Source organism: Gordonia sp. KTR9, assembly GCF_000143885.2.
Lineage (GTDB): Bacteria > Actinomycetota > Actinomycetes > Mycobacteriales > Mycobacteriaceae > Gordonia.
Genome location: NC_018581.1, coordinates 2,841,049 through 2,864,207, shown reverse-complemented (window position 1 = coordinate 2,864,207; position 23,159 = coordinate 2,841,049). Strand labels below are relative to the sequence as shown.

General features: G+C 66.6%; 25 protein-coding genes and 1 pseudogene. 15 read left to right on the top strand and 11 right to left on the bottom strand.

The window, feature by feature from the left end; translation table 11 throughout:
* The first annotated feature begins 222 nt into the window (after positions 1 to 222).
* A complete protein-coding gene (locus KTR9_RS13710) occupies positions 223 to 1,110 on the top strand; it encodes a hypothetical protein (protein ID WP_193363191.1) in 888 nt (295 codons plus the stop codon).
* A gap of 53 nt (positions 1,111 to 1,163) precedes the next feature.
* On the top strand, positions 1,164 to 2,024 hold the full coding sequence (locus KTR9_RS13705; protein WP_014926850.1) for an LLM class F420-dependent oxidoreductase: 861 nt from the start codon (positions 1,164 to 1,166) through the stop codon (positions 2,022 to 2,024).
* A gap of 286 nt (positions 2,025 to 2,310) precedes the next feature.
* Here the strand turns inward: KTR9_RS13705 and KTR9_RS13700 are convergent, their stop codons facing one another.
* The 3 genes from KTR9_RS13700 to KTR9_RS13690 all read right to left on the bottom strand — a co-directional run bounded on the left by KTR9_RS13700 (position 2,311) and on the right by KTR9_RS13690 (position 6,567).
* Positions 2,311 to 3,699 carry an IS1380 family transposase gene (locus tag KTR9_RS13700; RefSeq protein ID WP_014926849.1) on the bottom strand — a complete coding sequence of 463 codons (1,389 nt, stop codon included), beginning with the start codon at positions 3,697 to 3,699 and terminating at the stop codon, positions 2,311 to 2,313.
* A gap of 323 nt (positions 3,700 to 4,022) precedes the next feature.
* A complete protein-coding gene (locus KTR9_RS13695) occupies positions 4,023 to 5,612 on the bottom strand; it encodes an ABC transporter permease (protein WP_014926848.1) in 1,590 nt (529 codons plus the stop codon).
* A 4-nt stretch (positions 5,613 to 5,616) separates the two neighbouring features.
* On the bottom strand, positions 5,617 to 6,567 hold the full coding sequence (locus KTR9_RS13690) for an ABC transporter ATP-binding protein (protein ID WP_044507923.1): 951 nt from the start codon (positions 6,565 to 6,567) through the stop codon (positions 5,617 to 5,619).
* A gap of 133 nt (positions 6,568 to 6,700) precedes the next feature.
* Between KTR9_RS13690 and KTR9_RS13685 the strand changes: the two genes are divergently transcribed.
* The 10 genes from KTR9_RS13685 (at position 6,701) to KTR9_RS13640 (ending at position 14,248) form a co-directional block, all read left to right on the top strand.
* Positions 6,701 to 6,904, top strand: a complete 204-nt coding sequence (locus KTR9_RS13685; RefSeq protein WP_004018570.1) for a DUF2945 domain-containing protein — start codon at positions 6,701 to 6,703, stop codon at positions 6,902 to 6,904.
* A gap of 93 nt (positions 6,905 to 6,997) precedes the next feature.
* Positions 6,998 to 7,357, top strand: coding sequence for a PadR family transcriptional regulator (locus KTR9_RS13680; protein WP_010842578.1), 360 nt, complete (start codon positions 6,998 to 7,000; stop codon positions 7,355 to 7,357).
* A complete protein-coding gene (locus KTR9_RS13675; protein ID WP_014926845.1) occupies positions 7,354 to 8,697 on the top strand; it encodes a permease prefix domain 1-containing protein in 1,344 nt (447 codons plus the stop codon). Before KTR9_RS13680 ends, KTR9_RS13675 begins: the two co-directional genes overlap by 4 nt.
* 58 nt (positions 8,698 to 8,755) lie before the next feature.
* A complete protein-coding gene (locus KTR9_RS13670) occupies positions 8,756 to 9,352 on the top strand; it encodes a sulfite oxidase-like oxidoreductase (RefSeq protein WP_044506700.1) in 597 nt (198 codons plus the stop codon).
* Complete coding sequence (locus KTR9_RS13665) at positions 9,349 to 10,065, top strand: ferredoxin reductase (protein ID WP_014926843.1); 717 nt, start codon at positions 9,349 to 9,351, stop codon at positions 10,063 to 10,065. Before KTR9_RS13670 ends, KTR9_RS13665 begins: the two co-directional genes overlap by 4 nt.
* Before the next feature lie 59 nt (positions 10,066 to 10,124).
* Positions 10,125 to 10,601: a glutathione peroxidase gene (locus KTR9_RS13660; protein ID WP_010842582.1), complete on the top strand. Its 477-nt coding sequence runs from the start codon at positions 10,125 to 10,127 to the stop codon at positions 10,599 to 10,601.
* Between the two features lie 34 nt (positions 10,602 to 10,635).
* Positions 10,636 to 11,538 (top strand): DUF1295 domain-containing protein, encoded by a 903-nt coding sequence (locus KTR9_RS13655; protein ID WP_044507921.1) that lies wholly within the window; start codon positions 10,636 to 10,638, stop codon positions 11,536 to 11,538.
* Positions 11,535 to 12,656: an FAD-dependent oxidoreductase gene (locus KTR9_RS13650; protein ID WP_014926841.1), complete on the top strand. Its 1,122-nt coding sequence runs from the start codon at positions 11,535 to 11,537 to the stop codon at positions 12,654 to 12,656. Before KTR9_RS13655 ends, KTR9_RS13650 begins: the two co-directional genes overlap by 4 nt.
* Before the next feature lie 52 nt (positions 12,657 to 12,708).
* On the top strand, positions 12,709 to 13,443 hold the full coding sequence (locus tag KTR9_RS13645; RefSeq protein WP_014926840.1) for a hypothetical protein: 735 nt from the start codon (positions 12,709 to 12,711) through the stop codon (positions 13,441 to 13,443).
* A 4-nt stretch (positions 13,444 to 13,447) separates the two neighbouring features.
* Entirely contained in the window at positions 13,448 to 14,248 is an 801-nt protein-coding gene (locus KTR9_RS13640) for a crotonase/enoyl-CoA hydratase family protein (protein ID WP_014926839.1), read from the top strand.
* Positions 14,249 to 14,312: 64 nt separating this feature from the next.
* Here the strand turns inward: KTR9_RS13640 and fadD5 are convergent, their stop codons facing one another.
* The 4 genes from fadD5 to KTR9_RS13620 form a co-directional block, all read right to left on the bottom strand.
* Positions 14,313 to 15,917, bottom strand: coding sequence for a fatty-acid--CoA ligase FadD5 (fadD5, locus tag KTR9_RS13635; protein ID WP_014926838.1), 1,605 nt, complete (start codon positions 15,915 to 15,917; stop codon positions 14,313 to 14,315).
* 434 nt (positions 15,918 to 16,351) lie between these two features.
* On the bottom strand, positions 16,352 to 17,599 hold the full coding sequence (locus tag KTR9_RS13630; protein WP_014926837.1) for an RNA polymerase sigma factor: 1,248 nt from the start codon (positions 17,597 to 17,599) through the stop codon (positions 16,352 to 16,354).
* Complete coding sequence (locus tag KTR9_RS13625) at positions 17,596 to 17,973, bottom strand: YciI family protein (protein WP_014926836.1); 378 nt, start codon at positions 17,971 to 17,973, stop codon at positions 17,596 to 17,598. The genes KTR9_RS13630 and KTR9_RS13625 overlap by 4 nt, the downstream gene beginning before the upstream one ends.
* A 124-nt stretch (positions 17,974 to 18,097) precedes the next feature.
* Positions 18,098 to 18,589, bottom strand: coding sequence for a M15 family metallopeptidase (locus KTR9_RS13620; RefSeq protein ID WP_014926835.1), 492 nt, complete (start codon positions 18,587 to 18,589; stop codon positions 18,098 to 18,100).
* Between the two features lie 113 nt (positions 18,590 to 18,702).
* Between KTR9_RS13620 and KTR9_RS13615 the strand changes: the two genes are divergently transcribed.
* Positions 18,703 to 19,905, top strand: a complete 1,203-nt coding sequence (locus KTR9_RS13615) for a DUF2235 domain-containing protein (protein WP_014926834.1) — start codon at positions 18,703 to 18,705, stop codon at positions 19,903 to 19,905.
* Here the strand turns inward: KTR9_RS13615 and KTR9_RS13610 are convergent, their stop codons facing one another.
* From KTR9_RS13610 to KTR9_RS13600, 3 genes are all read right to left on the bottom strand, one after another.
* Positions 19,906 to 20,310 (bottom strand): VOC family protein, encoded by a 405-nt coding sequence (locus KTR9_RS13610; RefSeq protein WP_014926833.1) that lies wholly within the window; start codon positions 20,308 to 20,310, stop codon positions 19,906 to 19,908.
* The gene (locus KTR9_RS13605) at positions 20,307 to 20,591 is read right to left on the bottom strand and encodes an ArsR/SmtB family transcription factor (protein ID WP_014926832.1); all 285 of its coding nucleotides are present in this window, start codon (positions 20,589 to 20,591) and stop codon (positions 20,307 to 20,309) included. Before KTR9_RS13605 ends, KTR9_RS13610 begins: the two co-directional genes overlap by 4 nt.
* 189 nt (positions 20,592 to 20,780) lie before the next feature.
* Positions 20,781 to 21,071, bottom strand: coding sequence for a hypothetical protein (locus tag KTR9_RS13600; RefSeq protein WP_014926831.1), 291 nt, complete (start codon positions 21,069 to 21,071; stop codon positions 20,781 to 20,783).
* 165 nt (positions 21,072 to 21,236) lie between these two features.
* Between KTR9_RS13600 and KTR9_RS13595 the strand changes: the two genes are divergently transcribed.
* Together KTR9_RS13595 and KTR9_RS27945 are read left to right on the top strand one after the other, a co-directional pair.
* Positions 21,237 to 21,992, top strand: coding sequence for a M23 family metallopeptidase (locus KTR9_RS13595; protein ID WP_044506697.1), 756 nt, complete (start codon positions 21,237 to 21,239; stop codon positions 21,990 to 21,992).
* A 215-nt stretch (positions 21,993 to 22,207) separates the two neighbouring features.
* Positions 22,208 to 22,525 (top strand): annotated as a pseudogene (locus KTR9_RS27945) (MFS transporter); the annotation flags it as partial.
* 88 nt (positions 22,526 to 22,613) lie between these two features.
* Here the strand turns inward: KTR9_RS27945 and KTR9_RS13590 are convergent.
* Complete coding sequence (locus KTR9_RS13590) at positions 22,614 to 23,024, bottom strand: hypothetical protein (protein WP_044506696.1); 411 nt, start codon at positions 23,022 to 23,024, stop codon at positions 22,614 to 22,616.
* Positions 23,025 to 23,159: the final 135 nt, after the last annotated feature.

The following is a 23,159-nucleotide window of genomic DNA, read 5'->3' as shown; positions in this document are numbered from 1 at the left end:
GTGTCCATCGGGGAATTTGCCCCGGTCGCCGCCTGAATTACCCGAATCGCGGAGTTCTCATGGACCGCCCGCCATGTCGATGAAGTTGAGACGGCTGGCCGTCGTCGGGGATGCCATGAGTGCGGATGTCCGGGCGGGACCTGCGGGCCCGGCCCCACACAAATGTGACGCGGATTGCCGTAGTGCGCTGCGGATTGCCTCGTCGCGCCTCACAATTCAGCAATGAGCGATGATCCGACTCCGCCGGTGGCCGACTCGACGCGGACCGATCCACCGCCGACGTCGGGCGCCCGGCACGCATTGACGCTGTTCCTCAACTCGCCGTTCGCGGGTATGTCCCCGTGGATCCTCATGGCGCTGCTCGCGGGGCCCGGCCGGTTCGAGGAAGCCGCGGCGTCGGCGTTCGCGCTGTCGCTCCTGCTGGTGATCGGCGGTCACAAGCGTGGCACGAGTGTGAAGCTCCTCGAAGTCTTCGACGTCACCTACTTCGGCACGATGGCGATCATCGCGTTGTTCGCCTCCGACGGCGTCATCGACTGGCTGGAGCGCTGGGGCGGGGAGATGACCAACATCGCTCTGGTCTCGTTCGCGCTCGGGTCGATCCTCGTGCGTCAGCCGTTCACCCTCCAGTACGCGCGGGAGACCACCGAGAAGGAATTCTGGGACAGCCCGCTGTTCATCCACATCAACTACGTCATCACCTGGGCATGGGTGGCCGGGTTCGGTGTCGCCGCGATCTCGGGCGCGTTCGGCGATCTGGTGCTCGACGACCCGAACAACTTCTGGACCGGGTGGATCATCCAGATCGGTGGCACGATCTTCGCGATCGCGTTCACCGAGTTCTATCCCGACTACGCGACCTACCGTGCTGCGATTCGGGAGGGATGGGCCACCGACGAGAAACCGGAGAGCATCCTGCATTTGTTCGGCTGGGTGCCGATCTACGTTCTCGCGATCGGCATCTCCGGGTTGGTCACCGACTCACTCGGCACCGTCGCGGGAGTCGTCCTCATCGTCGCGGGGGTCGTCGCGATCAACCTGTTCAAGCGGATGACCGCCGCGATGGACGCGCGGCTGGAGGCGGCGGCGGGTCGACCGGCGAACAGCTGAGCCGGATTCGACCGTCGCCACAACCCGATCACTCGATCGGTAGTGTCGAGGGCATGAAATTCGACGGCGTAGGAATCTGGAGTTCACCGCTACGGTACGGAGACACCGGGGAGGCCGCCGAAGCCGCGGCCGAGCTCGACGAATTGGGTTACACAGCCCTGTGGATCCCCGACGTGGGCGGTCCGGTCCTCGATGCGGTCGAGAACCTGCTCGGTGCCACCCGCAACACTGTGATCGCCACCGGAATCCTCAACATGTGGATGCATGAGCCGCATGACGTCGCGGCGGCCCACGCGCGCCTCAGCGAGCAGTTCGGCCCGCGGTTCCTTCTCGGCCTCGGCATCAGCCACGCACCGCTGATCGACGCGCAGGAAGCCGGACGCTACAAGAAGCCGCTCGCGACCACCAAGGCGTTCCTCGACGGCCTGGACGACGCGCCGCAGCCGGTGCCGGCCGATGCCCGGGTGCTGGCCGCGCTCGGACCGAAGATGCTCCAGCTCTCGGCCGACCGGACTGCCGGAGCCCACCCCTACCTGGTGACCCCGGACCACACCTCGATCGCCCGCGACACTCTCGGCGACGGACCGCTGCTCGCCCCGGAACAGACGGCGATCTTCGCCGCCGACCGCGACGAAGCACGCGCGATCGGCACGAAATGGCTCAAGGGCTACCTCGCGATGCCGAACTACGCCAACAATCTTCGGCGACTCGGGTTCTCCGAGGAGGACCTGACCTCGGCGAGCGACCGACTCTTCGACGCTCTGATCGTCTGGGGCGACGAGGCCGCGATCCGCAAGCGGATCGACGAGCACCGTGCGGCCGGCGCGGACCACGTCTGCGTGCAGGTTCTGCAGGCCGACCACCGAGGCTTCCCGCGCGAGCAGTGGCGCCGCCTCGCGGCAGCCCTGGGCTGATTCCTGCCCCCTGAGGTGCGGACACCCGCCTGCCCCCTGAGGTGGCGGTGGCGTGAGCTTCCGCTGCTCCCTCAGGTGCGTAACCCTCCTGCCCCCTGAGGTGTGAGGAGCGGTAGCGTGAGTTCCCGTTGCTCCCTGAGCCTGGATCCGTGGATGGTTATCCGGGGGGTGTGGTTGGTGATGGCTGAGTGTCTGGTTGTGGTGTGGGCGTCGGGTATTCGCTGACCTTGTGTCAGCTTTTTCACTGGGGTTCCTGGTCGTGGTTGGGCAGTGTGGAGTGTGTGTGTCAGGTGGTGTTTATTGCGGTCCACAACGCGGTGAAGGCGTGTTGTGCTGGCCAGTGGCGGGGTAGGTGCAGGACGGGTGTTCGTGCTGGTCGGGCCAGTCGGGCGGGCACGGCGATGAGTGTTCGGCGCAGCGTCGCCCCGCGTGCGGCGCGCAGTGCCGGTGCTGCGCTGAGCGCGGCGAGGGCGCGCAGGAGGTTGTGACTGATGGCGGCCAGGGCCAGCCAGGCTGCGTTGGCACCGAACACTCCGGAGGGTAGATGTGCCAGCGGTCCGTCGATGAGGTCGGCGAACACGGTCTCGATGATGGCGTGGCCTCGGTGGTTGATGTCGGCGGTGACGGTGTCGTCGGTGGTGTTGGTGAAGAATGCGTGGTACCGCCAGGCGGGCATCAGGGTGTCGGTGTTGGCGGGGTGGTGGGCTTTGACGCGGCGCACGATGAGTCGGGCGGTGATCGGGTGAGGCGACTGGGGTTTCACGGTGTAGGTGGTTTCGGCGACTTCGGCATCGGAGATCAGTTCGCCGGTGTCGGGGTCGGTGACCGCGCCGGGATAGTGCACCGGTGTCCAGGCATCGTCTTTGATGGCCGTGATCGCGCGGGTGATAGCGGTGTTGGTCCGCAGGACCAGCGAGAACGTGGCTCCTGCACGCTCGCAGGTCGCCATCACCTCGGCCGAGCCGTAGGCCGAATCCCCGCGTACCGTGATCTCGCCGGCGGCTCCGGCGCGGCGTGCGGTGGTGATGGTTTCGGCGATCATTTTTGCTGCCCCGGCACCGGAGGCGGCGCGCCCTGCGCGCAGCCACGCGTTGGCGATCACAGGTGGATGACCGGGCGCGCAGACGGTGGCGATCAGTGGTGACAGGCCCCGGCGGAGGAGTTCACGTCCGGCGATCTTGGCGTGGCCGTAGGAGCCGCCCTGTTTCTGATAGCCGTAGACCGGGCGCAGCAGCGAGTCGATATCGACAAACACTCGGGCGCCGTCGGTGGGTAACAACCCTGCCCGCGCGCACATCGCCGGTAAGGTCCGGGTCATCACGGCGTTGAGTTGTCGGACATGACCGGTGGTGAACTCGCGCAGGGTCTGTCCGATCGTGGCCGGGGCGTACACGCGGTCGAACAGGCGGGTGTGCCCACCGGCGCGGACGAGGTTGAGGTCGTCGATACTGTCGGCGCCGCAACAGAATCCGGCGATCACGGTCAACAGCTTCGCGTCGAGGTTGGCCCCGGCTGAGGCGACTTGGGTGGTGCCCAAATCGACTCGCTCGGCCAGCTGGGAGGCCAACCCCGTCGAGTGGGCCAGTCGCATCACCGGTACTAGCCCGGCATGCGACACCAGGTTGTCGTCATCGAAGACAGCGGACTCGGTAGTGAACCTATGCGATACTTTCACTGAAAGTGCCTTTTGACTGGGTTGTTTTGTTGTCTCAACACCACCAATCATCCCAGTTCAAAGGGCATTTTCTTGTCATCGACACCCTAAACACATCCACGGATCCAGGCTGAGGTGCGAGGAGCGAAAGCGACGAGCCTCGAAGGGCCTGGTGAGACGCGTTGCGAGGCCCTTCGTGGCTCGCTTCGCTCGCACCTCAGGGATCAGTAGTTGGGCTCGCTCGCACCTGAGGGATCAGTAGTTGGGCTCGCTCGCACCTCAGGGATGAGTGGTTGGGGTCGCACCCCAGGGATGAGTGGTTGGGCTCGCACCCCAGGGTGCGTCTACGGCACGTCCCGCCGCCGGAACCCGGCGAACCCGAGTACGACCAGCAACACCACGACCACTCCCACCCCACACAGCCCCCACCAGTCGGGTTGCGCGGCAGAGACATCCGGCACGTGGTGGAACGGACTGACTCCCAGCGCCCACTCCGGGAGCTTGAAGCTCGGGCCCAGGATCGTCAGCACGAACGACACCAGGACGCCCAGCCAGATCGCGGGCCGCATGTGGGGTCGGGCGCCGATCACTGCGACCGCGATGCCGACGACGGCCCAGACGGCCGGGATCGTGGCAATCGACTGGACGAACACATCGCCGAAACCGATGTCGAGATCCGTTGTCGAGGCGAAGATCCCGATGACCGAGCCGGCGACGGTGACGAGAACGGCGGGGACGACGAGCGCGACCCCGGTGGTGGCGCCGAAGTAGCTCGACCGGCTGACGGAGGTGGCGAGTACCGCCTCCGCGCGGTCCTCCAGCTCCTCGGTACGGATTCGGTTGACGACCTGAACGCCGGCGACGGACGCGATGATCCCCACCAGACCGAGAATCGTCGTGACGAACGCCGACACCAGGTCCGCGGGCGACGCGGCGCCGGAGGCGAAGATCTGGGCCATCGCCGGGTTGGCCGTCAGCAGACCGCGAACCGACCTGGTGAAGTAGCCGAAGACGACGCCGAGTCCGACGAAGGCGAGTGCCCACGACACGATCGGCGCGCGGTTGAGGCGGAACGCCAGGGATAAAGGCGAGCCGACGCGGCCCCGTGACGGACCAGGCCGCGCCGGAACGAGTCCCTGACCGAAGTCCCGCGCGCCCTGCAATACGAACGCCGCCGCTCCCACGACGACCACGAAGATCACGCCGAGCAGCAGCGGCCACCAGTGATCTCCGGTTGCCGGTCGGGTCTCCTGAACCCAACCCAGCGGATTGATCCACGTGGTCCATGCGGGTGCGTTCACCGAGAAAAGGAAACCCCTCAGAACGAACAGCACGCCGAGAAGCGACACCGAGATCGTGGTGGCGGCCCGCGCGTCCGAACCCACCTGGGCGCTCACCGCCGCGACGCCGCCGAACATCCAACCGGTGACCGTGAACCCGGCTCCCAGCAGAAACGACGATTCCCAGTCCCCGCCGCACAGCGACGTCGCGAGACCCGCGACGACCCCCACCGCGATCGAGCACATGCCGGCCATGATCATCGCGGTCGACAGCCGCGCGGCGCGCCCGAGCACACCTGCGGCGAGGAGTTCCGCCTGGCCGGAGTCCTCCTGTCCGCGCGCGGCTTTGACCACGATGAAGATCGCTGCGAGGGCCGCGACGAATCCGCCGAGCGCGAGGCTGCGCCACGCGACGAAACCGTCGACGGTGGACAGGTCGTAGGCGGGCCCGAAGATGAGGCCCAGCGCGGGATTCGAGCCGATGGTCGCGGCGAACGCGGAGCGTTCCGCGGCGTCGGGAAACAACAACGGATACGCGATGACCGAGGACACGGCGAGAGCGGTCGGCAGCACGATCCACGGCAGGAAGCTGCGACCCTCGTGGTGCAGGGAGGCCCGCAACAGCGGGGCGGTGCCGATCGTCGACGCCGTCATCGCCTCACCGTTCGCCTCGGGGAAGATCGCCCGTCTCGTACAGCGACAGGAACAGACTCTCCAGCGACGGTGGTTCGACCGTCAGGGCGCGCAGGCCGCAGGATGGCAGCACCGCCATGACCGGACCGATCCGGTCCGAGTCCACGGTCGCGCTCAGGCGATGCCCTCCGGAACCGGTGTCGCGCACGTCGACGTCGTGCAGCTGCGCCAGGAGATTCGGATCCGGAAGCGAATCCAGTTCCGCACGAACCGAAGTGCGGGTGTGCCCGCGAAGCTCGGCCAGCGTGCCGGTCGCCACGACGGCCCCGTCGCGGATGATGGAGAGCCGGTCGGCGAGGGTTTCGGCCTCGGCAAGGATGTGACTCGACAGCAGCACGGTGGTACCCCGGTCGGTGGCCTCGCGCACGACTTCCTGGAATACGTTCTCCATCAACGGGTCCAGCCCGGACGTCGGCTCGTCGAGGATGAGCAACTCGACATCGGACGCCAACGCGGCCACGATCGCGACCTTCTGCCGGTTGCCCTTGGAGTACTGCCGCCCGCGCTTGGTCGTGTCGAGTTCGAACCTCGCCACGAGATCGGCACGACGCTCCTCGTCGAGACCGCCTCGCATCGAGCCGAGCAGATCGATCATCTCGCCGCCGGTCATCGTCGGCCACAGCGCGACGTCGCCGGGTACGTATGCCAGTCGCCGATGTAGCTCCACGACATCACGCCAGGGGTCGCCGTCCAGCAGTCGGACCTCTCCCCCGTCCGCCCGCAACAAACCCAGCAGGACGCGGATCGTCGTCGACTTGCCTGCACCGTTGGGTCCGAGGAAACCGTGGACCTCGCCGCGGGCGACTTGGAGGTCGAGCCCGCGTAGCGCCTCGAACTTGCCGAAGTTCTTGCGCAGGCCCCGGACATCAATGGCCGGATCGGTTCCCCGATGGTTCTCGGAATGTTCCACGCCCATGCGCACCTCCGGCTCGACGACCTGATGATCGTTCCACAGCAAGCGATCCGACGGGTGCGGTTCGCGTCGCCCAGCGCGGACGAGCGGGCGGGGGCAGGTTTGACCATCGTTGCCGGCGGGGCACTCTGCCGCCATGGCGATCAAGAAGAACGACACCGTGCGCTGGAACACGTCTCAGGGCGAGACCGAGGGCACGGCCGAGGAGAAGCGGACCAAGGAATTCACCTTCGAGGGCCAGAAATTCAAGGCCAGCGAGGACGAGCCGTACTGGATCGTCAAGTCGTCGAAGACGGGTTCGAAGGCGGCGCACAAGGAGTCGTCGCTGTCCAAGAAATAGAAATAGCTGTCGGAGATACCCGGTAGGCCTCGATCGGATCAGCCCTATACCTAGAGCTGCTATGCTCCTTGTAGTTCTAGGTATAGGGGTTCTATGTATATCGAGAAAGACCTGGTGGCCGCTTCCGCGACGCCGCTGGTGCTCGGCATTCTCGCCGAGGGTGAGTCCTACGGGTACGCGATCCTGAAGCGCGTCCGGGAGATGTCCGGTGGCCGGATGGAATGGACCGACGGCATGCTCTACCCGTTGCTCCACCGGCTCGAGCGTGCCGGCCATGTCGAGGCGACCTGGGGCAAGGCCGACACCGGCAGACGGCGTAAGCACTACACGATCACGCCGTCGGGGCTGGCCGCCCTCGCCGAGCGCAGGTCCCAATGGGAAGTCGTGGCCGACGCGCTCGATCAGGTGTGGCGGACGGTCGCCCTGCCGCCCACCGCGGAGGGCCTGGCGTGAGCGCGGACACCGAACTCGAGAGCCAGATCGACCGGTGGCGCGGATATGTCCTGCGCCATCAGGCCATTGCCACCACCGATGCCGATGAGATGGAAGACCACCTGCGCGGTCAGATCGCCGACCTCGCCGCCGGCGGTCTCGACGACGACGAAGCGTTCCTGGTCGCCGTCAAGCGAATGGGACGAGTCGATGCGCTCTCGCGCGAGTTCGCCCGCGAGCATTCCGACAGGTTGTGGAAACAGCTGGTCCTGACCGCGGAACCAGCCGGGGATCTGGGCCGAAGACGTCACGAGCTCGGCGTCGTGATCGGTCTCGTCGTCGCGGCGGCCGCCACGGTCCGCATCGCGCTGGAGGTCATGCCCGAATGGGTTCTCGTCCGCAATGCGACGCTGCTCGTCTTGCCGTTTCTGGCAGTCTATTTCGGCTGGAAACGCCGGGTCTCGACACGAACCGCGCTCGCGGTGGCCGCCGCATTCGTCGTGACCGGTGTGACCGTCAACATCTATCCCTTCGTCGACGAGGGGCCCACGCAGGCCATCGTCGCGATCCACGCGCCGATCGTCCTGTGGTTCCTGGTGGGCGTGACGTACGTCGGCGGCCGATGGAGATCGGGTCCCCGGCGCATGGACTTCATCCGCTTCACCGGCGAATGGGTCGTGTATGCAACGCTTCTCGGCCTGGGCGCGGCTGTGCTCACGGGGCTGACCGCCGGCGCCTTCGGTGCCCTCGACATCGACGTCGACGTCGTGATCTCCCAGTGGCTGGCGCCGATCGCTGCGACAGGAATAGTGCTGCTCGCCGCCTGGCTGGTCGAGGCGAAGCAGAGCGTGGTCGAGAACATCGCACCGGTGTTGACCAAGGTGTTCACGCCGATCACCGCGGTGATGCTCGTCGTGTTGCTGGTCGCGATGGTGACCAGCGGCGACGTCGTGGACGTCGACCGCGAGTTGCTGATCCTCGTCGACCTGATCCTCGTCCTCGTTCTCGGCTTGCTTCTGTACGCCATCTCGGCGCGCGATCCGCATCTGCGGCCGGAGCTCTTCGACCGTCTGCAGCTGGTACTGGTGGTGACCGCGCTCGCGGTCGACGCGGTCATGCTGACGATCATGGCCTCGCGTATCGCGGAGTTCGGGTTCACCGCCAACAAGACCGTGGCCCTGGGCCTCAACCTCGTTCTGCTGGTGAACCTGTCGTGGGCTGCGTATCTGCTCTTCGGTTTCGTGCGTCGCCGCCGCGGGTTCGACGCCACGGAGCGGTGGCAGACGGACTACCTGCCAGTGTTCGGGGTCTGGGCGGCCGCGGTGGTCGTCGCGGTGCCGCCGCTGTTCGACTTCTCCTGACGGCGCCGGAGCGAAGCGAGCGGGCCGAATGGAACGCAGCCGCGTAGACTGCGCGACCATGGCCATCGTCAACCGAGGGTTCGTGGGACGCCGCGACCGCGATGCGCGGCGTCTCCCACCAGGGCAGTACACGACACTCGATTTCCCGGTCCTGTCCTCCGAGCCGACACCCTCCGTCGCCCCGGAGGGTTGGATGCTGGCCGTGCAGTCGGCAGACCATCGGGCGGCCACGTTCACCTGGGAGCAGTTCCAGGATATGCCGCACGACGACATCACCACCGACATCCACTGCGTCACAAGGTGGTCGAAGTTCGACACGCGGTGGCGCGGAGTCTCGTTCGACACGCTGCTGCAGGCGCTGCCGTGGGAGCCGGCACCGTATGTGATGGCGCACTGCCACGGCGGTTACACCGCCAATGTGCCGCTTGCCGATCTCGTCGGCGGGCGCGGCTGGATCGCCGACACCTACGACGGCGAACCGCTCGCCGCCGAGCACGGCGGTCCGGCACGACTCCTGGTGCCGCACCTGTACTTCTGGAAAAGTGCCAAATGGGTTCGGCGACTTCGGTTCATGACCGAGGACGCACCCGGTTTCTGGGAGGAGCGCGGATACCACATGTACGGCGACCCCTGGCGCGAGCAGCGCTACTCGTGACGACCTGGCATCTCACGACGGTCACCTCGGTTGTCGACATCACCCCGACCGCGCGGACGCTGCGCCTCGCCCTTCCCGAGGCCATCCACGCGCTGCCCGGCCAACACGTCGACATCCGCCTGACCGCCGAAGACGGCTACTCCACCGCGCGGGCCTACTCGCTGTCCGACGTCCGGGAGACCCGCTCGGTCGAGGTCACCGTCGAACGACTCCATGACGGCGAGGTGTCGCCGTACCTGGTCGACGTCGTCGAGCCCGGCGACCCGCTGGAGATCAGCGATCCGCACGGATTCTGGTTCACGTGGCCGTCCGGCGACGACCGCCCCGTCCAGCTGATCGGCGGTGGCTCCGGTATCGCGCCGCTCATGTCGATGATCCGCAGTCGCGAGGTCGAGGCGCCGCAGACGCCGTTCTCACTCGTCTACTCCGTCCGCAGTCCCGACCGCGTCTACTACCGGGACGAGTTCCGGCAGCTGATCGACCACCGGCGCATGGACGTTCACCTCATCCACACCCGCGTCGGGCCCGAGAATGCAACGCGACCCCCGGGGCGCCTCACCGCGGACGAACTTGCCGGACTCACGCTCGATCCCGCGACGTCGCCGACGGTGTTCATCTGCGGGCCGAACCGCTTCGTCGAGAACTGCGCCCAGTGGATGGTCGACGCCGGCCACGACCGGACCCGCATCCGGACGGAACGCTTCGGGGAGTGATCCGAAGTCCTTCGACGGTTCTCCCGAGCAAGTGCTTGATCGGCACGTAGCGTAGGGTCATGACCTCTGCGTACGACTTCACCGCCACCGGTATCGACGGCAACCCCGTCGAACTCTCGGAATTCCAGGGCAGTCCCCTGCTCATCGTGAACACCGCCTCGCAGTGCGGATTCACCCCGCAGTACCGCGGCCTGGAGGCCTTGCACCGCGACTACGCCGACAAGGGGCTGCGCGTCCTCGGCTTTCCCTGCGATCAGTTCGGGCACCAGGAGCCCGGTGACGAGGACGAGATCAAGAACTTCTGCTCGCTGACCTACGACGTGACTTTCCCGATGTTCGCGAAGGTCGACGTGAACGGTCCCGACGCCCACCCGCTGTTCGCATGGCTGCGGGACCAGAAGTCCGGCGTCCTCGGCGGGCGCATCAAATGGAACTTCACCAAGTTCCTGATCGGCCGGGACGGGTCGGTCGTCGCGCGGTATGCCCCGACCACCAAGCCGGAGAAACTCGCCGGGTCCATCGAAGAACAGCTGTGACCGAGTGGACACGCCCGTGAGCACCGACACCGCCATCAGCCGCACCGGTTCGTTCGTCCGCGTCACCGTCGCCTACGTGATCGCCTTCGCGGTCGCCGCGGCCTGGCTGATGTGGGGTCCGGCCACCGGCCACCTGTGGCTCGACACGTTGATCGCCGATCTGCTGGCCACGCTGGTGATCTTCGCGTTCAGCAGGTACTACGGCAATTCCAGCTTCTACGACGCCTATTGGAGTGTGGTGCCGCCCGCGCTCCTCATCTACTGGTGGGCGGCAGGCGACCTCGGGATCGACGCGGTGCACTGTTGGGTCATCGCCGTCGTCGTCGGTGCCTGGGCGATTCGTCTCACCGCCAACTGGGCGATCGGCTGGCCGGGTCTGCAGCACGAGGACTGGCGCTATCCGATGCTCAAATCCGGGGCCGGACGCGCGGAGTTGCCCGTCGACCTGATGGCGATCCACGTCTTCCCCACCGTCCAGGTGTTCCTCGGCATGATCCCGGTCTACGTGGCGGTCACCCACACCGGCGGCGTCGTGGCATGGCTGACCGCCGTGGCGGCCGTCGTCGGACTCGCCGCCACGCTGCTCGAGTACGTCGCCGACGGGCAACTGCGTCGTTTCGCCGCTCACCGGACGCCGGGCGCCGTCCTGGACACGGGCGTATGGGCGTGGTCGCGCCACCCGAACTACTTCGGCGAGGTCATGTTCTGGGTGTCGATGGCCCTGTTCGGGCTCGCCGCCTCACCCGGTGACTGGTGGTGGCTGTTCGTGGGAGCGGTGCTGATGCTGGCGATGTTCCTCGGTGCGAGCATCCCGATGATGGAGAAGCGGAGTCTCGAGCGACGCCCCGGCTATCAGGACGTCATCGACCGGGTACCGCGCTTCGTCCCACGCCCGCCGCGCTCTGCCGCGCACCCGCCGGGTCAGGTCTCTGCGTGAGCCGACCGCGCGTCGTCGTCGCCGGTCTCGGTGACTCCGGATTGCTGACCGCGATCCACCTCGCCTCGCACGTCGATGTCGTGGGGATCTCGTCGAAGCCGGGACTCGTCAGCGGGCAGGAACTCGGTCTGCGGATCAGCCGGCCCGACGCCTGGGCACGTGATTACCGAATCCCGTTCGGACGCTTCCGCAAACTCGACGGTATCCGGACCGTCCACGGCACGCTGACGGCCGCCGATCTCGACAACCGCACCGTCACCGTCGTCGATGCCGCCGGCTCCGAGAGCGTCGAGGGTTTCGATGCGTTGGTCATCTCCACCGGGGTCCGCAACGGCTTCTGGCGACAACCGGACCTGCAGTCCGCCGCGGACGTCGACGCCGACCTAAGGTCGTCGCACGAGCGGTTCGCCGAGGCCGCCTCCATCGCCGTCATCGGTGGCGGGGCGGCTGCGGTGAGTGCCGCCGCCAACCTGGCGCGGACCTGGCCGGGCAAGCGCATCGATCTCTATCACCCGGGCGAACGCGCCCTCCCACACCATCATCCGCGGACCTGGGCCACGGTCCTCGCGCGGTTGCGCCGGCTGGGTGTCGGCGTGCACGGCGGCCACCGCGCGGCCGTGCCCGACGGATTCGGCTGCGACGAGATCACGCCGGGGCCAGTGAGCTTCTCGACCGGACAGCCGGCGGTCGAGGCCGACGCCGTGCTGTGGGCCATCGGCCGGGTCACGCCGAACACGGAATGGCTGCCGCCGGATGTCCTCGACGCGTCGGGCTTCGTCCGTGTGACGGCCGAACTACGGGTCCCCGGTGTCGAGTTCGTGTACGCGATCGGCGACGTCGCGGCGACCGACGACCTCCGCAGCTCGGCCCGCAACCGGGCCGATCGCCTGCTCGCGCACAACATCCGCGCCGACCTCGCCGGACGGCCCGACCGGGTGCGGAGCTACGTTCCGCCGCGGCGAAGGTGGGGTTCTGTGCTCGGGGTACAGGCCGATGGTCTGCAGGTGTTCGCGCCCAACGGCCGCCCGTTCCGCTTCCCCGCCTGGTCGGTCGACACGATCCTGCAGCCATGGATCGTCCGTCGCGGCATCTACGGCGGCATCCGTGAGCCGGAGTGACCGTGCCGCTCTTCTCGGCGGTCAGCTCGCCACCCGCGCATAGACTCGGCCCATGAGCAACGAACCGTTCTCGGCGAATCCATCCGGACATCCCCCGACGCCGGGTGGACCGGGACAGCCGTCGTCAGGTGCGTACCCGCCGGGAGCGGTGCCGCCCGCCGGGTCGCCACCGGGAACCACTCCTTCGTCCGCCTCGTATCCCGTCGGGAGCGAGCCCGGTACGGCGCCGGCGACCGACCCGACGACAGACGCGACGCCGGTCAAGCCGACCGCGGGCGAACGCGCGAACGCCGTCGTCAAGAAGGTGGTGATCGGACTCGTCATCGCTGCGCTGCTCGTGGTCACCTATTTCATTCTCGAGGCATTCCTGCCCCGCTGGTGGGCCGGTCAGATCGGACAGCGTGTCGAGGGTTCGTTCAGTCGCGGCATCGGCACCGGCCTGGTCCTCGGGATCGTCTGCACCTTTGTGCCGGTGCTGTTCTTCACGCTGTCCTTCGTCTACCGCGGACGGATGAAGAACGTCCCGACGATCATGTTCGCTGTTCTCGGCGTGATCGTCGCGGTCCCCAATCTGCTCACCCTCACCGTGGTCGCCGGTGGCGGGAACGGCGCCCATGCCGGTGAGCGCATCTTCGACGTCGAGGCGCCCGGTTTCCGTGCCGCAACCGCGTGGGGCGTGATCATCGGCGCGGTTCTCGCGGTCGGCGTCGGCTACTTCATCTGGCGCTACCGGCGCCGCGGCCGCCAGCTCCGAGAGATCAAGCACCCCACCACAGATCGGACGTAGACAGATGACCGAGCAGCGGATCGTCGTGGACATCGACGACGCGGGGGTCGCCACCGCGACCCTCAACCGGGCCGACAAGCACAACGCTCTCGACCCGGCGATGTTCGACGCCCTCATCGAGGTGACCGGCACCCTGGCCGAGGACAAGCGCGTCCGCGCCGTCGTGGTCCACGGTTCGGGCAAGAGCTTCTGCTCCGGACTGGACGTGTCGAGTCTGGGTCAGGGCGGCAGCGTGAACTCGCTCCTGGAACGCGAACCGGGCGTGCTCGGCAACCACGCGCAGCGAGTGTCGCTGGACTGGGGCCGGATCCCGGCGCCGGTGATCGCCGCCATCACCGGCAACTGCTTCGGCGGTGGCCTGCAGATCGCGCTGGGCGCCGACATCCGGTACTCGACCCCCGACGCGCGGCTGTCCATCATGGAGGTCAAGTGGGGTCTGGTGCCCGACATGGGCATCACCCAGACGTTGCCGCGACTCGTGTCCGCGGATGTGGCAAAGGAACTCACGTTCACCGGCCGGATCATCGACGGCACCGAGGCCCATCGGCTCGGCCTGGTCACTCGCGTCGTCGACGATCCGCTCACCGCTGCACTCGACCTCGCGCACGAGATCGCGTCGAAGTCGCCGCACGCTGTCCGCGCCGCCAAGCGGCTCTACGACGAGTCGTGGGCGGGCACGGACCCGGCGGGAGCGCTGATGCTGGAGAGCCGACTCCAGGTCGGCCTGATGGGGTCACCCAATCAGATGGAAGCGGTACACGCCGGGATGTCGCGACGCGAAGCGCGCTTCGCCGACCCCGAGTGACTCGCTCCCGGGCCCAGTCGATTCACCGGGCCCGGGTCGCTCACACCGCCGGGCCGAAGACCGTTCAGTCGGCCAGCCCGGCGTCCTTGCTGCCGTAGGCCTCCCGTAGCCGTGGTTTGACGACCTTGCCACCGGCGTTGCGCGGGAGTTCGTCGATGATCACCAGATCCTTCGGATGCTTGAACCGGGCGAGGTTCTCGTTCAGATGCGGTTCGAGCTCGGCCAGGGTGAGATCCTCGACGCCCTCGGCCAGCACCACCACTGCTACCGGCACCTCGCCCCACTTCTCGTCTGCCCGGCCGATGATCGCGGCCTCGCTGACACTGGGGTGTCCGTAGAGGACGTTCTCGACCTCGGCGCAGTAGATGTTCTCCCCACCGGAGATGATCATGTCCTTCGCGCGGTCGACGACATAGAGGAAGCCCTCCTCGTCCTGGCGCACCAGGTCGCCCGAGTGGAACCAGCCGCCGCGGAAGGCTTCTGCGGTCGCTTCGGGCTTGTTCCAGTAGCCGATCATCATGTTGGGTCCGCGGTAGACGATCTCCCCCACTTCGCCGGGTTTGACGTCGTTCATCAGTGGATCGACGATGCGCGCGGTGACGGCCGGGACGACCTTGCCGATGGAACCCAGCTTGCGCAGCGCATCGTTGCCCTCGAGGATCGTGGTCACCGGCGACATCTCGGTCTGTCCGAACGCGGTCATGTTCGCGGCGTCGGGGAAGGACTCGTTCATCGCGTTGAGGATGGTGTCCGACGCCGGTGCCGCGCCCCAGCTCATGGTGCGCAGCTTGAGGTTGCGCGGCCGCGCCTTCTGTGCGGCGCACACCGCCTGCCACTGGGCCGGCACCATGAAGATCGACGTGACATTCTCGCGTTCGAGTGTGTCGAGCATGGTGTCGGGGTCGAACGCGCCGAGCGGATGCAGGACCGCGCGCACGCCGCGGTAGAAGATCGGTGCGAACCCGCCGATCCCGGCGATGTGGAAGAGCGGCGGCACGATCGAGGCGACATCGTCGGATTGGCCGTTGGTGGTGGCGATCGTCGTCACCGCCTGCGCCTGGATGTTCTGATGGGTGAGCATGGCGCCCTTGGGTTTTCCCGTGGTTCCCGAGGTGTACATGATGACCGCCACGGTGTCCTCGGGTACGTCGACCTCCGGCAGGTCCGACGCGTCCTCGGCGAGAAGGGTCTCGAAGTCGAGATGGGCGTCGTTGTCGCTGCCGCCGACAACGATGATGGTGTCGATCTGCCCGGTCGACCCGGCGACCGCGTCGGCGACCGGCGCGAGCAGGGTCTCGGTGACGACGACTTTGGCTCCGCTGTCGGTGACCAGGTAGGCGACCTCGGCCGGACTCATCCGGATGTTCACCGGTACCGGGATGGCACCGATCAGCGTGGCCCCGAGAATCGCCTCGATGTACTCGGTGCGATTGAGCAGGGCCATCAGGACACGATCACCGAACCGGACACCCCGCCGATGGAGTGCCGCACCGAAGGCGCGTGACCGATCGTCGAGCTCTTTCCAGGTCGTGTTGGTGTCGAGGTAGGTGATCGCGGTATTGTCCGGGGTCATCATCGCGTGCCGGCGAACCTGGTTGTTCCAGTGATTGCGTCGCGAGCGATACGGCTCGGTGGTCAGGTTGCTGGCGACCTCGGCACTTGCAGTCATGACTGCCTCCCATTCGTCGAGCGGACTCGACCCGTAGTGAACGCCCTCGGCGAGGGTCCGGCACTGTTGTGTCTCGTGTCACACATTAGGTCGTCGGCGTTGCCAGATTCAGGCATTCCCGCGGTTCGGGTGGTGGACGTATTCGTCGACTGTGCGTCAGATTGCGTTGACTGTGCGTTTGTCCATGGGGCGAACTCCAGTCACATCCATTTCGCGTTTCGCTTGGACGCAACTCAGTGCCTGGGCGCAATTGCTGCGACGCGACGGCCCTGTGCGGATCGGGTGGCGGCGGGGTGGGTCGGATGTGCACAGTCGACGCAGGTCGACGCCCAGTCGACGTGAAGGCCTACCCAGTCGACGGAAATGCCCACCCAGTCGACGGAAAGGCCTACCCAGTCGACGGAAACGCCTACCCAGTCAACGAAGTTCGCGACTCACGGCAATCCGGCGTCACGTGCACACCGTCGAAGATATTCGCTCGCGCGCTTGTCGCGGGTGAGCGCTTCCGCCTGCTCATAGTGCCTTCGCGCCGCATCGTACGAACCGGCCCGAACGAGCAGATCCGCTTGCGCGGCATGGAACGGTCCGAAGTCGGCGACTCCCGGCTCGCCGTCCAGACGCTCGAGGAGTGCGAGTCCGTCCTGCGGCGAACTCGCCCGTCCGACGATCGCCGCGTGAGCGGTGCGCGCACCGAGAGTCGGCGCAATCGCGACGAGTGCCGCCGACAACGACTCCAGCGAGGCCCAGTCGACCGCACCGGTGCGAGCGCGGTCGGCGTGCACGGACTGCATCGCCGCCTCGAGTTGGAACCGACCGTGCGGGCGGCCGAACGACGACGCCCGTCGGAGCATCGCTTCGCCGTCACGGATGAGTGCCGCGTCCCAGGTCGCGGGATCTTGCTGTTCGAGCGGGACGAACGGACCGGTTCGCGCCGGCGCTCGTGACAGCGACAGCGCGATCAGCGCGGCGAGACCCCAGGCCTCCGGCTCGTCGAGCAGCGAGGCGAGCGTGACGGCCAGGTAGAGCGACTCCCCCGCCATCGATTCGACGGTGTCGGGATCGGCGCCGTCCGCATCGTTCCACGCGATTGCGAAACACCCGTAGACGGCTTCGAGAACGGCGGGCAGCCGTTCCGGCATGGCCTCCCGATCGGGAACGACGAACGGGATCCGCGCGTCGCGGATCCGACGCTTCGCGCGCACGAGACGCTGCGACATCGTCGACGGTGCGACCGCGAAGGCGTCCGCGATGTCCGCGGCCTCGAAGTTGAGCACCGACTGCAGCATCAGCGGGGTGCGGGCGGCAGCGTCGATGGCCGGATGAGCACAGGTGAACAGCAACTCGAGCCGCTTGTCGGGGATGGCGTCGAGGTCGACGTCGTCGAACGGGGTCACGGCGGTCGCTCCATGAGAGATGGTGTCGTCGAGGACCGTCGACGTGCGGTGCGCTGCCGACTTCCAGGCGTCACGCTGCTGATTGCGCGCGACGGTGAGCAGCCAGCCCTCCGGATTCGCCGGTACCCCGTCCGCCGGCCAGGTGACGAGTGCCCGTTCGAAGGCGGTGCCCAGCGCATCCTCCGCGAGAGCGAGGTCACCGGAGGATGCGGCGAGAAGCGCCACCAGTCGCGAATACGATTCGCGGGCAGCGTGTTCGGCTGCGGTGTGCGCTTCTCGTCCGGTCACGCGTTGGGGGTCCACGATCCTTCGACGGTGTAGGTCGCGCCCGGCCTGATCTCGACCACTCCCCATTCGATCGGCGGTGCCTGACCTGCCCACTCGATGGCGGCGTCGAGGTCGGCGACGTCGATGACGACGGTTCCGCCGAGCTGCTCTTTGGTGTCGGCGAACGGACCGTCCTGCACGACGAGTCGGCCGTCGACCTTGCGCAGCGTCGTGGTGACCTCCGAGGGCTGCAGGACTTCGGCGCTCACCAGCACGCCGGCGTCCTGAAGCGCGCGGGTGTAGGCGGAGAAGGCCGCCTGGCCTTGGGCGAGGGCTTCCTCACCGAGGGTTGCGGCGTCCATCTCCGGGTAGTGCAGCAGAAGCGAGTAGTGCATGATCTGACCTCTCGTCCAGCGGGCCGCTCATCGGTCCGTGTGCAGTGATGACGACCGTGCCGCCCGCCATTCGACATCTCCCCCGAAGTTCTCTCCGTCGGTACCCCTCCCCATTCACGAAGGGTCACCCCAGCCGGTCGGCACGGGCCGCCGCGTCGGGCCACATCGCGGGACACGGCAGCCCGGGGACGGTGGCGATCTCGAAGTGCCACCACTCGTTGGCGAAGGTTCGACACAGGCCCCAGCGGTGACCCGTGCGTTCGAGCCAGGCGGCGCCTTCTCGTGGGCCGACGTCGATGGCCTTGCCGCGCACGTGCGGCGATTGCTCGGGCGGCAGGACCCAGCGTCGTGCGGCTGCCGGGCTGCCGTAGGTCGCGATCGCGTCCCGCCACATCTGGCGCTGCTCGGCGTGTGTTCGCTTCCCGGAAGTGATCCACAGCGGAACCCCCTGCGCGCGAGCAGAGTTCGACGCTTGCTGGTAGGCCGTCGCCAGAACTGGATCGAGGCCGGCTGTCGGCGGCGCGGCCGTCGCCGGGCCGGGACCGAGTCCCGCGATCAGTAGGGCACCGAACACGGCGGCACAGATGATTGTCAATCGGCGCGTGGTTACGTCCATCAACCTCATGACCGCAGTAAACCGTACGACCGACACCCGTCGCATCAAGCCGCGAAAAGGGGTTACCGTGTGACCCGGGTGGGCCGCGCGCGAGCCTGTGGAGGGTCGGAAAAATGAAGAAGCGTCTGGTGGTCTGTTGTGACGGCACGTGGAAGTCGTCGAAAGACCCGAGAATTTCGAATGTCGAGAAGATCGCCCGAGCCGTCACCACCGATGCCGACGGCGGCGCGGTGCAGCTGGTCCACTACGTCAACGGCGTCGGTACCGGGTCGGGCTGGTCCGACCGTGTCATCGGCGGGGCTTTCGGTCGGGGTCTCGATGCCAACCTGATCGATGCCTACCGCTTTCTCGCTCTCAACTACGAGCCCGGCGACGAGATCTTCGTCTTCGGCTTCAGTCGCGGTGCGTACACCGCCCGGAGTCTCGCCGGGATGATCTGGCACGTCGGCCTGGTCACGCCGCGCGAACTTGCCGAGAACCCGACGGAGAATCTGTTCGAAACGGTCCTGCGGTACTACCGGATGAAGCCAGAGAACCGACCGGCATCCACCCCGGGTACCCGGGTGCCGGTCAAGTTCATCGGCGTCTTCGACACCGTCGGCGCGCTCGGCGTTCCCGGCATCACTCGGGTGAAGCACAAGTTCCACGATGTGAACCTGGGCAGGAACGTCGGAGTCGCACGGCAGGCACTCGCCATCGACGAACGCCGGCTGACGTTCGACCCTTGCGTCTGGGAGATCAAGGACGAGGACCGGGGAGAGATCGATGTGAAGCAGGTGTGGTTCGAGGGCGTCCACTCAGACATCGGCGGGGGTTTGGCGATCACCGAACCCTCAGAACTGAGCCTGTCCTGGATGGTGCGCGAGGCAACGCTCGCCGGCTTGCAGTTCTCGTACGACCGATTCACCAAGATCCGCTACCCCATCGACCCCGCTGATGCGAGATACACCACGAACAAGTCTATGAACGCCATGTACGGCATCGTCAACGTGTTCAAAATCGCGTTCGGGCCGCTCCGCATGCGCGGGTCGACCATTCGGCATAAAGGTCAGTCGCGATTGCTCGAGGCGAAAGCGAACGATCGTGCCGCCCCGCTGTACATCGCCGCTCCTGCGTTGACTCGGTGGAACGACAACGTCGGGTCCCGAAAGAAGAAGGCAACGAACATCGGCGCGTGGACCGCTGTGGTTGAGAAGTCACAGCTGAAGTTGCCATACCGCGTGGTCGAGATACCTCCGCTCGAAGCGCCGGCCGGGCAGGCTCAACCGCCTGTTGCGCCGGTCGACACGGCACCGCCGCTGGCTACTCAGCAGTAGTCACTGCGGGGCACCGTCTTTCGTTGCAGCGATCTGGATGAGGTTGCCGCACGTGTCGTCGAAGACCGCGACAACCGCAGGTCCGATGTCGGTGGGTTCCTGGGTGAACTCGACACCGAGGCCGAGAAGCCTCTCGTATTCGGCCTGAACATCGTCGACGGCGAACTGCGCCAACGGGATTCCATCTTCGATGAGCGCATCGCGGTAGGGCTTGACCGCGGGGTGGCCGGACGGTTCGAGCAGGAGCTCCATGCCCTCCGGATCTTGCGGCGAGACGACCGTCAACCACCACGTGTTCTCCCCCATCGGGATGTCGTGTCGCGTAGTGAATCCCAGGATCTGGGTGTAGAACTCGTGCGCCTTGCGCTGGTCGTCGACGAAGATGGACATCAGTGTGAGCCTCATGGGAGGACCTTTCGAGGGGTGGGCCATCGGTCGGTGATCTCGCCGATTGGTGCGGGGTCGAAGTAGTGGAATTTGGAGCGTCCACGTTTCTCGGTGTGAACGAGTCCGGCGGACTCCAGGACGCCCAGATGCTGCGAGATCGCCTGCCGGCTCAGGTTCAGCCCACGCCGCGATGTGAGACGACCGCAGATCTCGAACAACGTCTGGCCGTCGCGCTCGACCAGCTCGTCGAGGATTGCCCGCCTCGTCGAGTCATCGAGTGCATGGAACACATCGGCCACACCTGACAATAGGCAAGTCGCCACTTGCATGTCAATGGAGAGACGCGGGCCCTCTAGGTGATCTTGCCTGGAATGGCACTCGACAAAGGGCCGCGAGAATTGGAGGGCGATCTCCGAGGTTGGGCTCGCCAGCAGGGTCGGCGTGCCAGCCGCTAGGCTCCTGACGGCTCTTACGTAGTGGCGAGGTGGTCAACCCTCTGCTTCGGGTCGCGGGACGACGGCCTCCCACCTCTGCCGACGCTCGTCGTTTGTCTGCTCCCACCATGGGGTCCCGCGCTCCCCGAGCGCGACCTTCGCGGCCTGGACGCCATGGCGCGACTCAGGTGCGCCCTTTGTCCGTTTCACGTCTCGACGCCACGCCATGAGGATCGACTGCAGTTCGGCCCGGCGCTCGTCCGGGATCAGCGGATCCGTCGCCCGCCACTTCCGGCCGTTGACGATGATGTGGTGGCCGTCGGGGGTGTGTTCGGGATCGGGCATGGTTCCACGGTGCCACGGCGGAGATCGGCGGGTGTGACCCAGATCTCTCTGGGCGTGTGAACTGCGATTCTGTGGACGATGAGCGAGCACTCTCAGGGTCTGCTTATGTCCGCGTGGGTAACCTCGCCGTGTCCTTGCCGATACCGAACCGTTACCCAACCCGAGATGGACAACGCTGTGCCTCATCACCGCCTGAACGCCCAGACCACGACGCGCCCCGCCACCCGCGCCCTGCTCGACTCGACGCCGCGCGCGTCGGGGCCCGGGCGTCATCGCGCCGCCTCGCGCTCGACCACCCGCACGGCTGTGCGGACCGGCGCCTTCGCCGCGTTCGTCGGTGCTATCAGCCTGACGGCCGGTACCGCAGCGCAGGCGTCGGCCCAGCCCGCTCCCCCGCCTGCGCCGAAGATCGCGTTGCCCGACAACGTGAAGCTCCCGGCCGGTCTGGTCCTGCCGCCCGAGATCGACGACTTGGCTCGCGACGTCCTGCCGCCGTCGGTGTTCACCCCCGGTAACCCCGGCATCCCTGGCATCAAGACGGCTGTGAAGCCCGTCAGCGGCACCGTGACCTCCGGCTACGGCCCGCGATGGGGAACCCACCACAACGGAGTCGACATCGCCAACAAGGTCGGAACCCCCATCTACGCCGTGACCGATGGTGTCGTCCTCGAGTCCGGCCCCGCGTCCGGCTTCGGCCAGTGGGTCCGGGTGAAGCAGGACGACGGCACCGTCGGCGTCTTCGGTCACGTCGACCAGAGCTTCGTCCGTCCCGGCCAGAAGGTCCGCGCCGGTGAAAGAATCGCGACCGTCGGCAACCGCGGCCAGTCCACCGGCCCGCACCTCCACTACGAGGTCTGGGACGCCAACGGCACCAAGATCGATCCGCAGGCGTGGCTCAACAAGCGTGGGGTTCATCCGTGATTGACGCCTGACCCTGCTGCAACGACGATCCCACCTACTCTGTCGGTGGGATCGTCTGCATTTGTCGGTCGGAGGCAGCGCTGCAGACGTGTTCGGGGCCGGACGCGTGCTCCGACGAGCCGCTACCGCGGAACGGATTGCAGCACTGTGGATATCCGCGCTGCGGCGTCGCGGACGCGATCGACCTTTGTCGCCAGCGAGTCTCCGCCGAAACCCTCGATTCGACCGGCAGCATCGTGGTCGTCGGACTCATCTACTTCGTCTACATGACGCTCAACGGTGTCGTGCAGGTGCCCGCGTTCCCGTCTTCTCCGAGCTGTTCCCCCGGGCCACCCGCTACACCGGTGTCTCGCTCGGGTTCAACATCGGCACCATCGCCACGGGCGGGGATCGCGCCGTACGTGGCGGCCCAGGTCGTCGAATCGACTGGGAACGCCATGTCACCCGCCTACTGGGTCGTCGGTGTCTGCCTGATCGGTACCGCCACGCTGCTCGCCATTCGCGGGACCAGCAGGACAACTCTTCCTTCCTAGGCGGTCTGTGACGGGTGTGGCAGGCGAGGCAGGTTCGTTGAGACCTGGCTCGCCGGTTGGTGTTTGGAACGGTACTGAGACAAGAGGGTCACGCGGAAAGCTCTGCGAGCAAGCTTCGTAATCTCGCTTCGCCGCTTTCACGTGCGCGCTCGGTTATGGGCGTATTGGGGATGACAAAAAACTGAATAGTTCCTTGCTCATAGAAACGCCGCATGCTAGAGGTACCGAATTCTAAGGCGCCCCCTTCAATCGTAAGAGCGAATAGGTCGTCACTCAGCTTCACGCTGGTTGGGTTAACCGTGAAGTACGCCGTATATCCGAGGTCGGCATAGATCTCTGTTCCCTCGCGCACTTCAACGGAGTCGAGCGAGAAGTAACTATCGAGGGACCTACCACGAGGAAGGTCTGGCAGCTCGATGTAGATTACTGTCGATGTCGAGTAGGTTTCGAAGTATTCCGTCAAGGCCCGGCGGGCTTGGTCGGCGTACTGTCCAATCACTTTTCCTCCCAAAACTTTTCGGCAGTATGCCGGCCTAGCCAGTCTGTGCGTTCTGGCGCTCCCCGACATTTCACTACTTCGGCGACGCCAGGTTCTCGAAACCAGCTTGCGATCGCCTGCAGTCCCAACGCCACT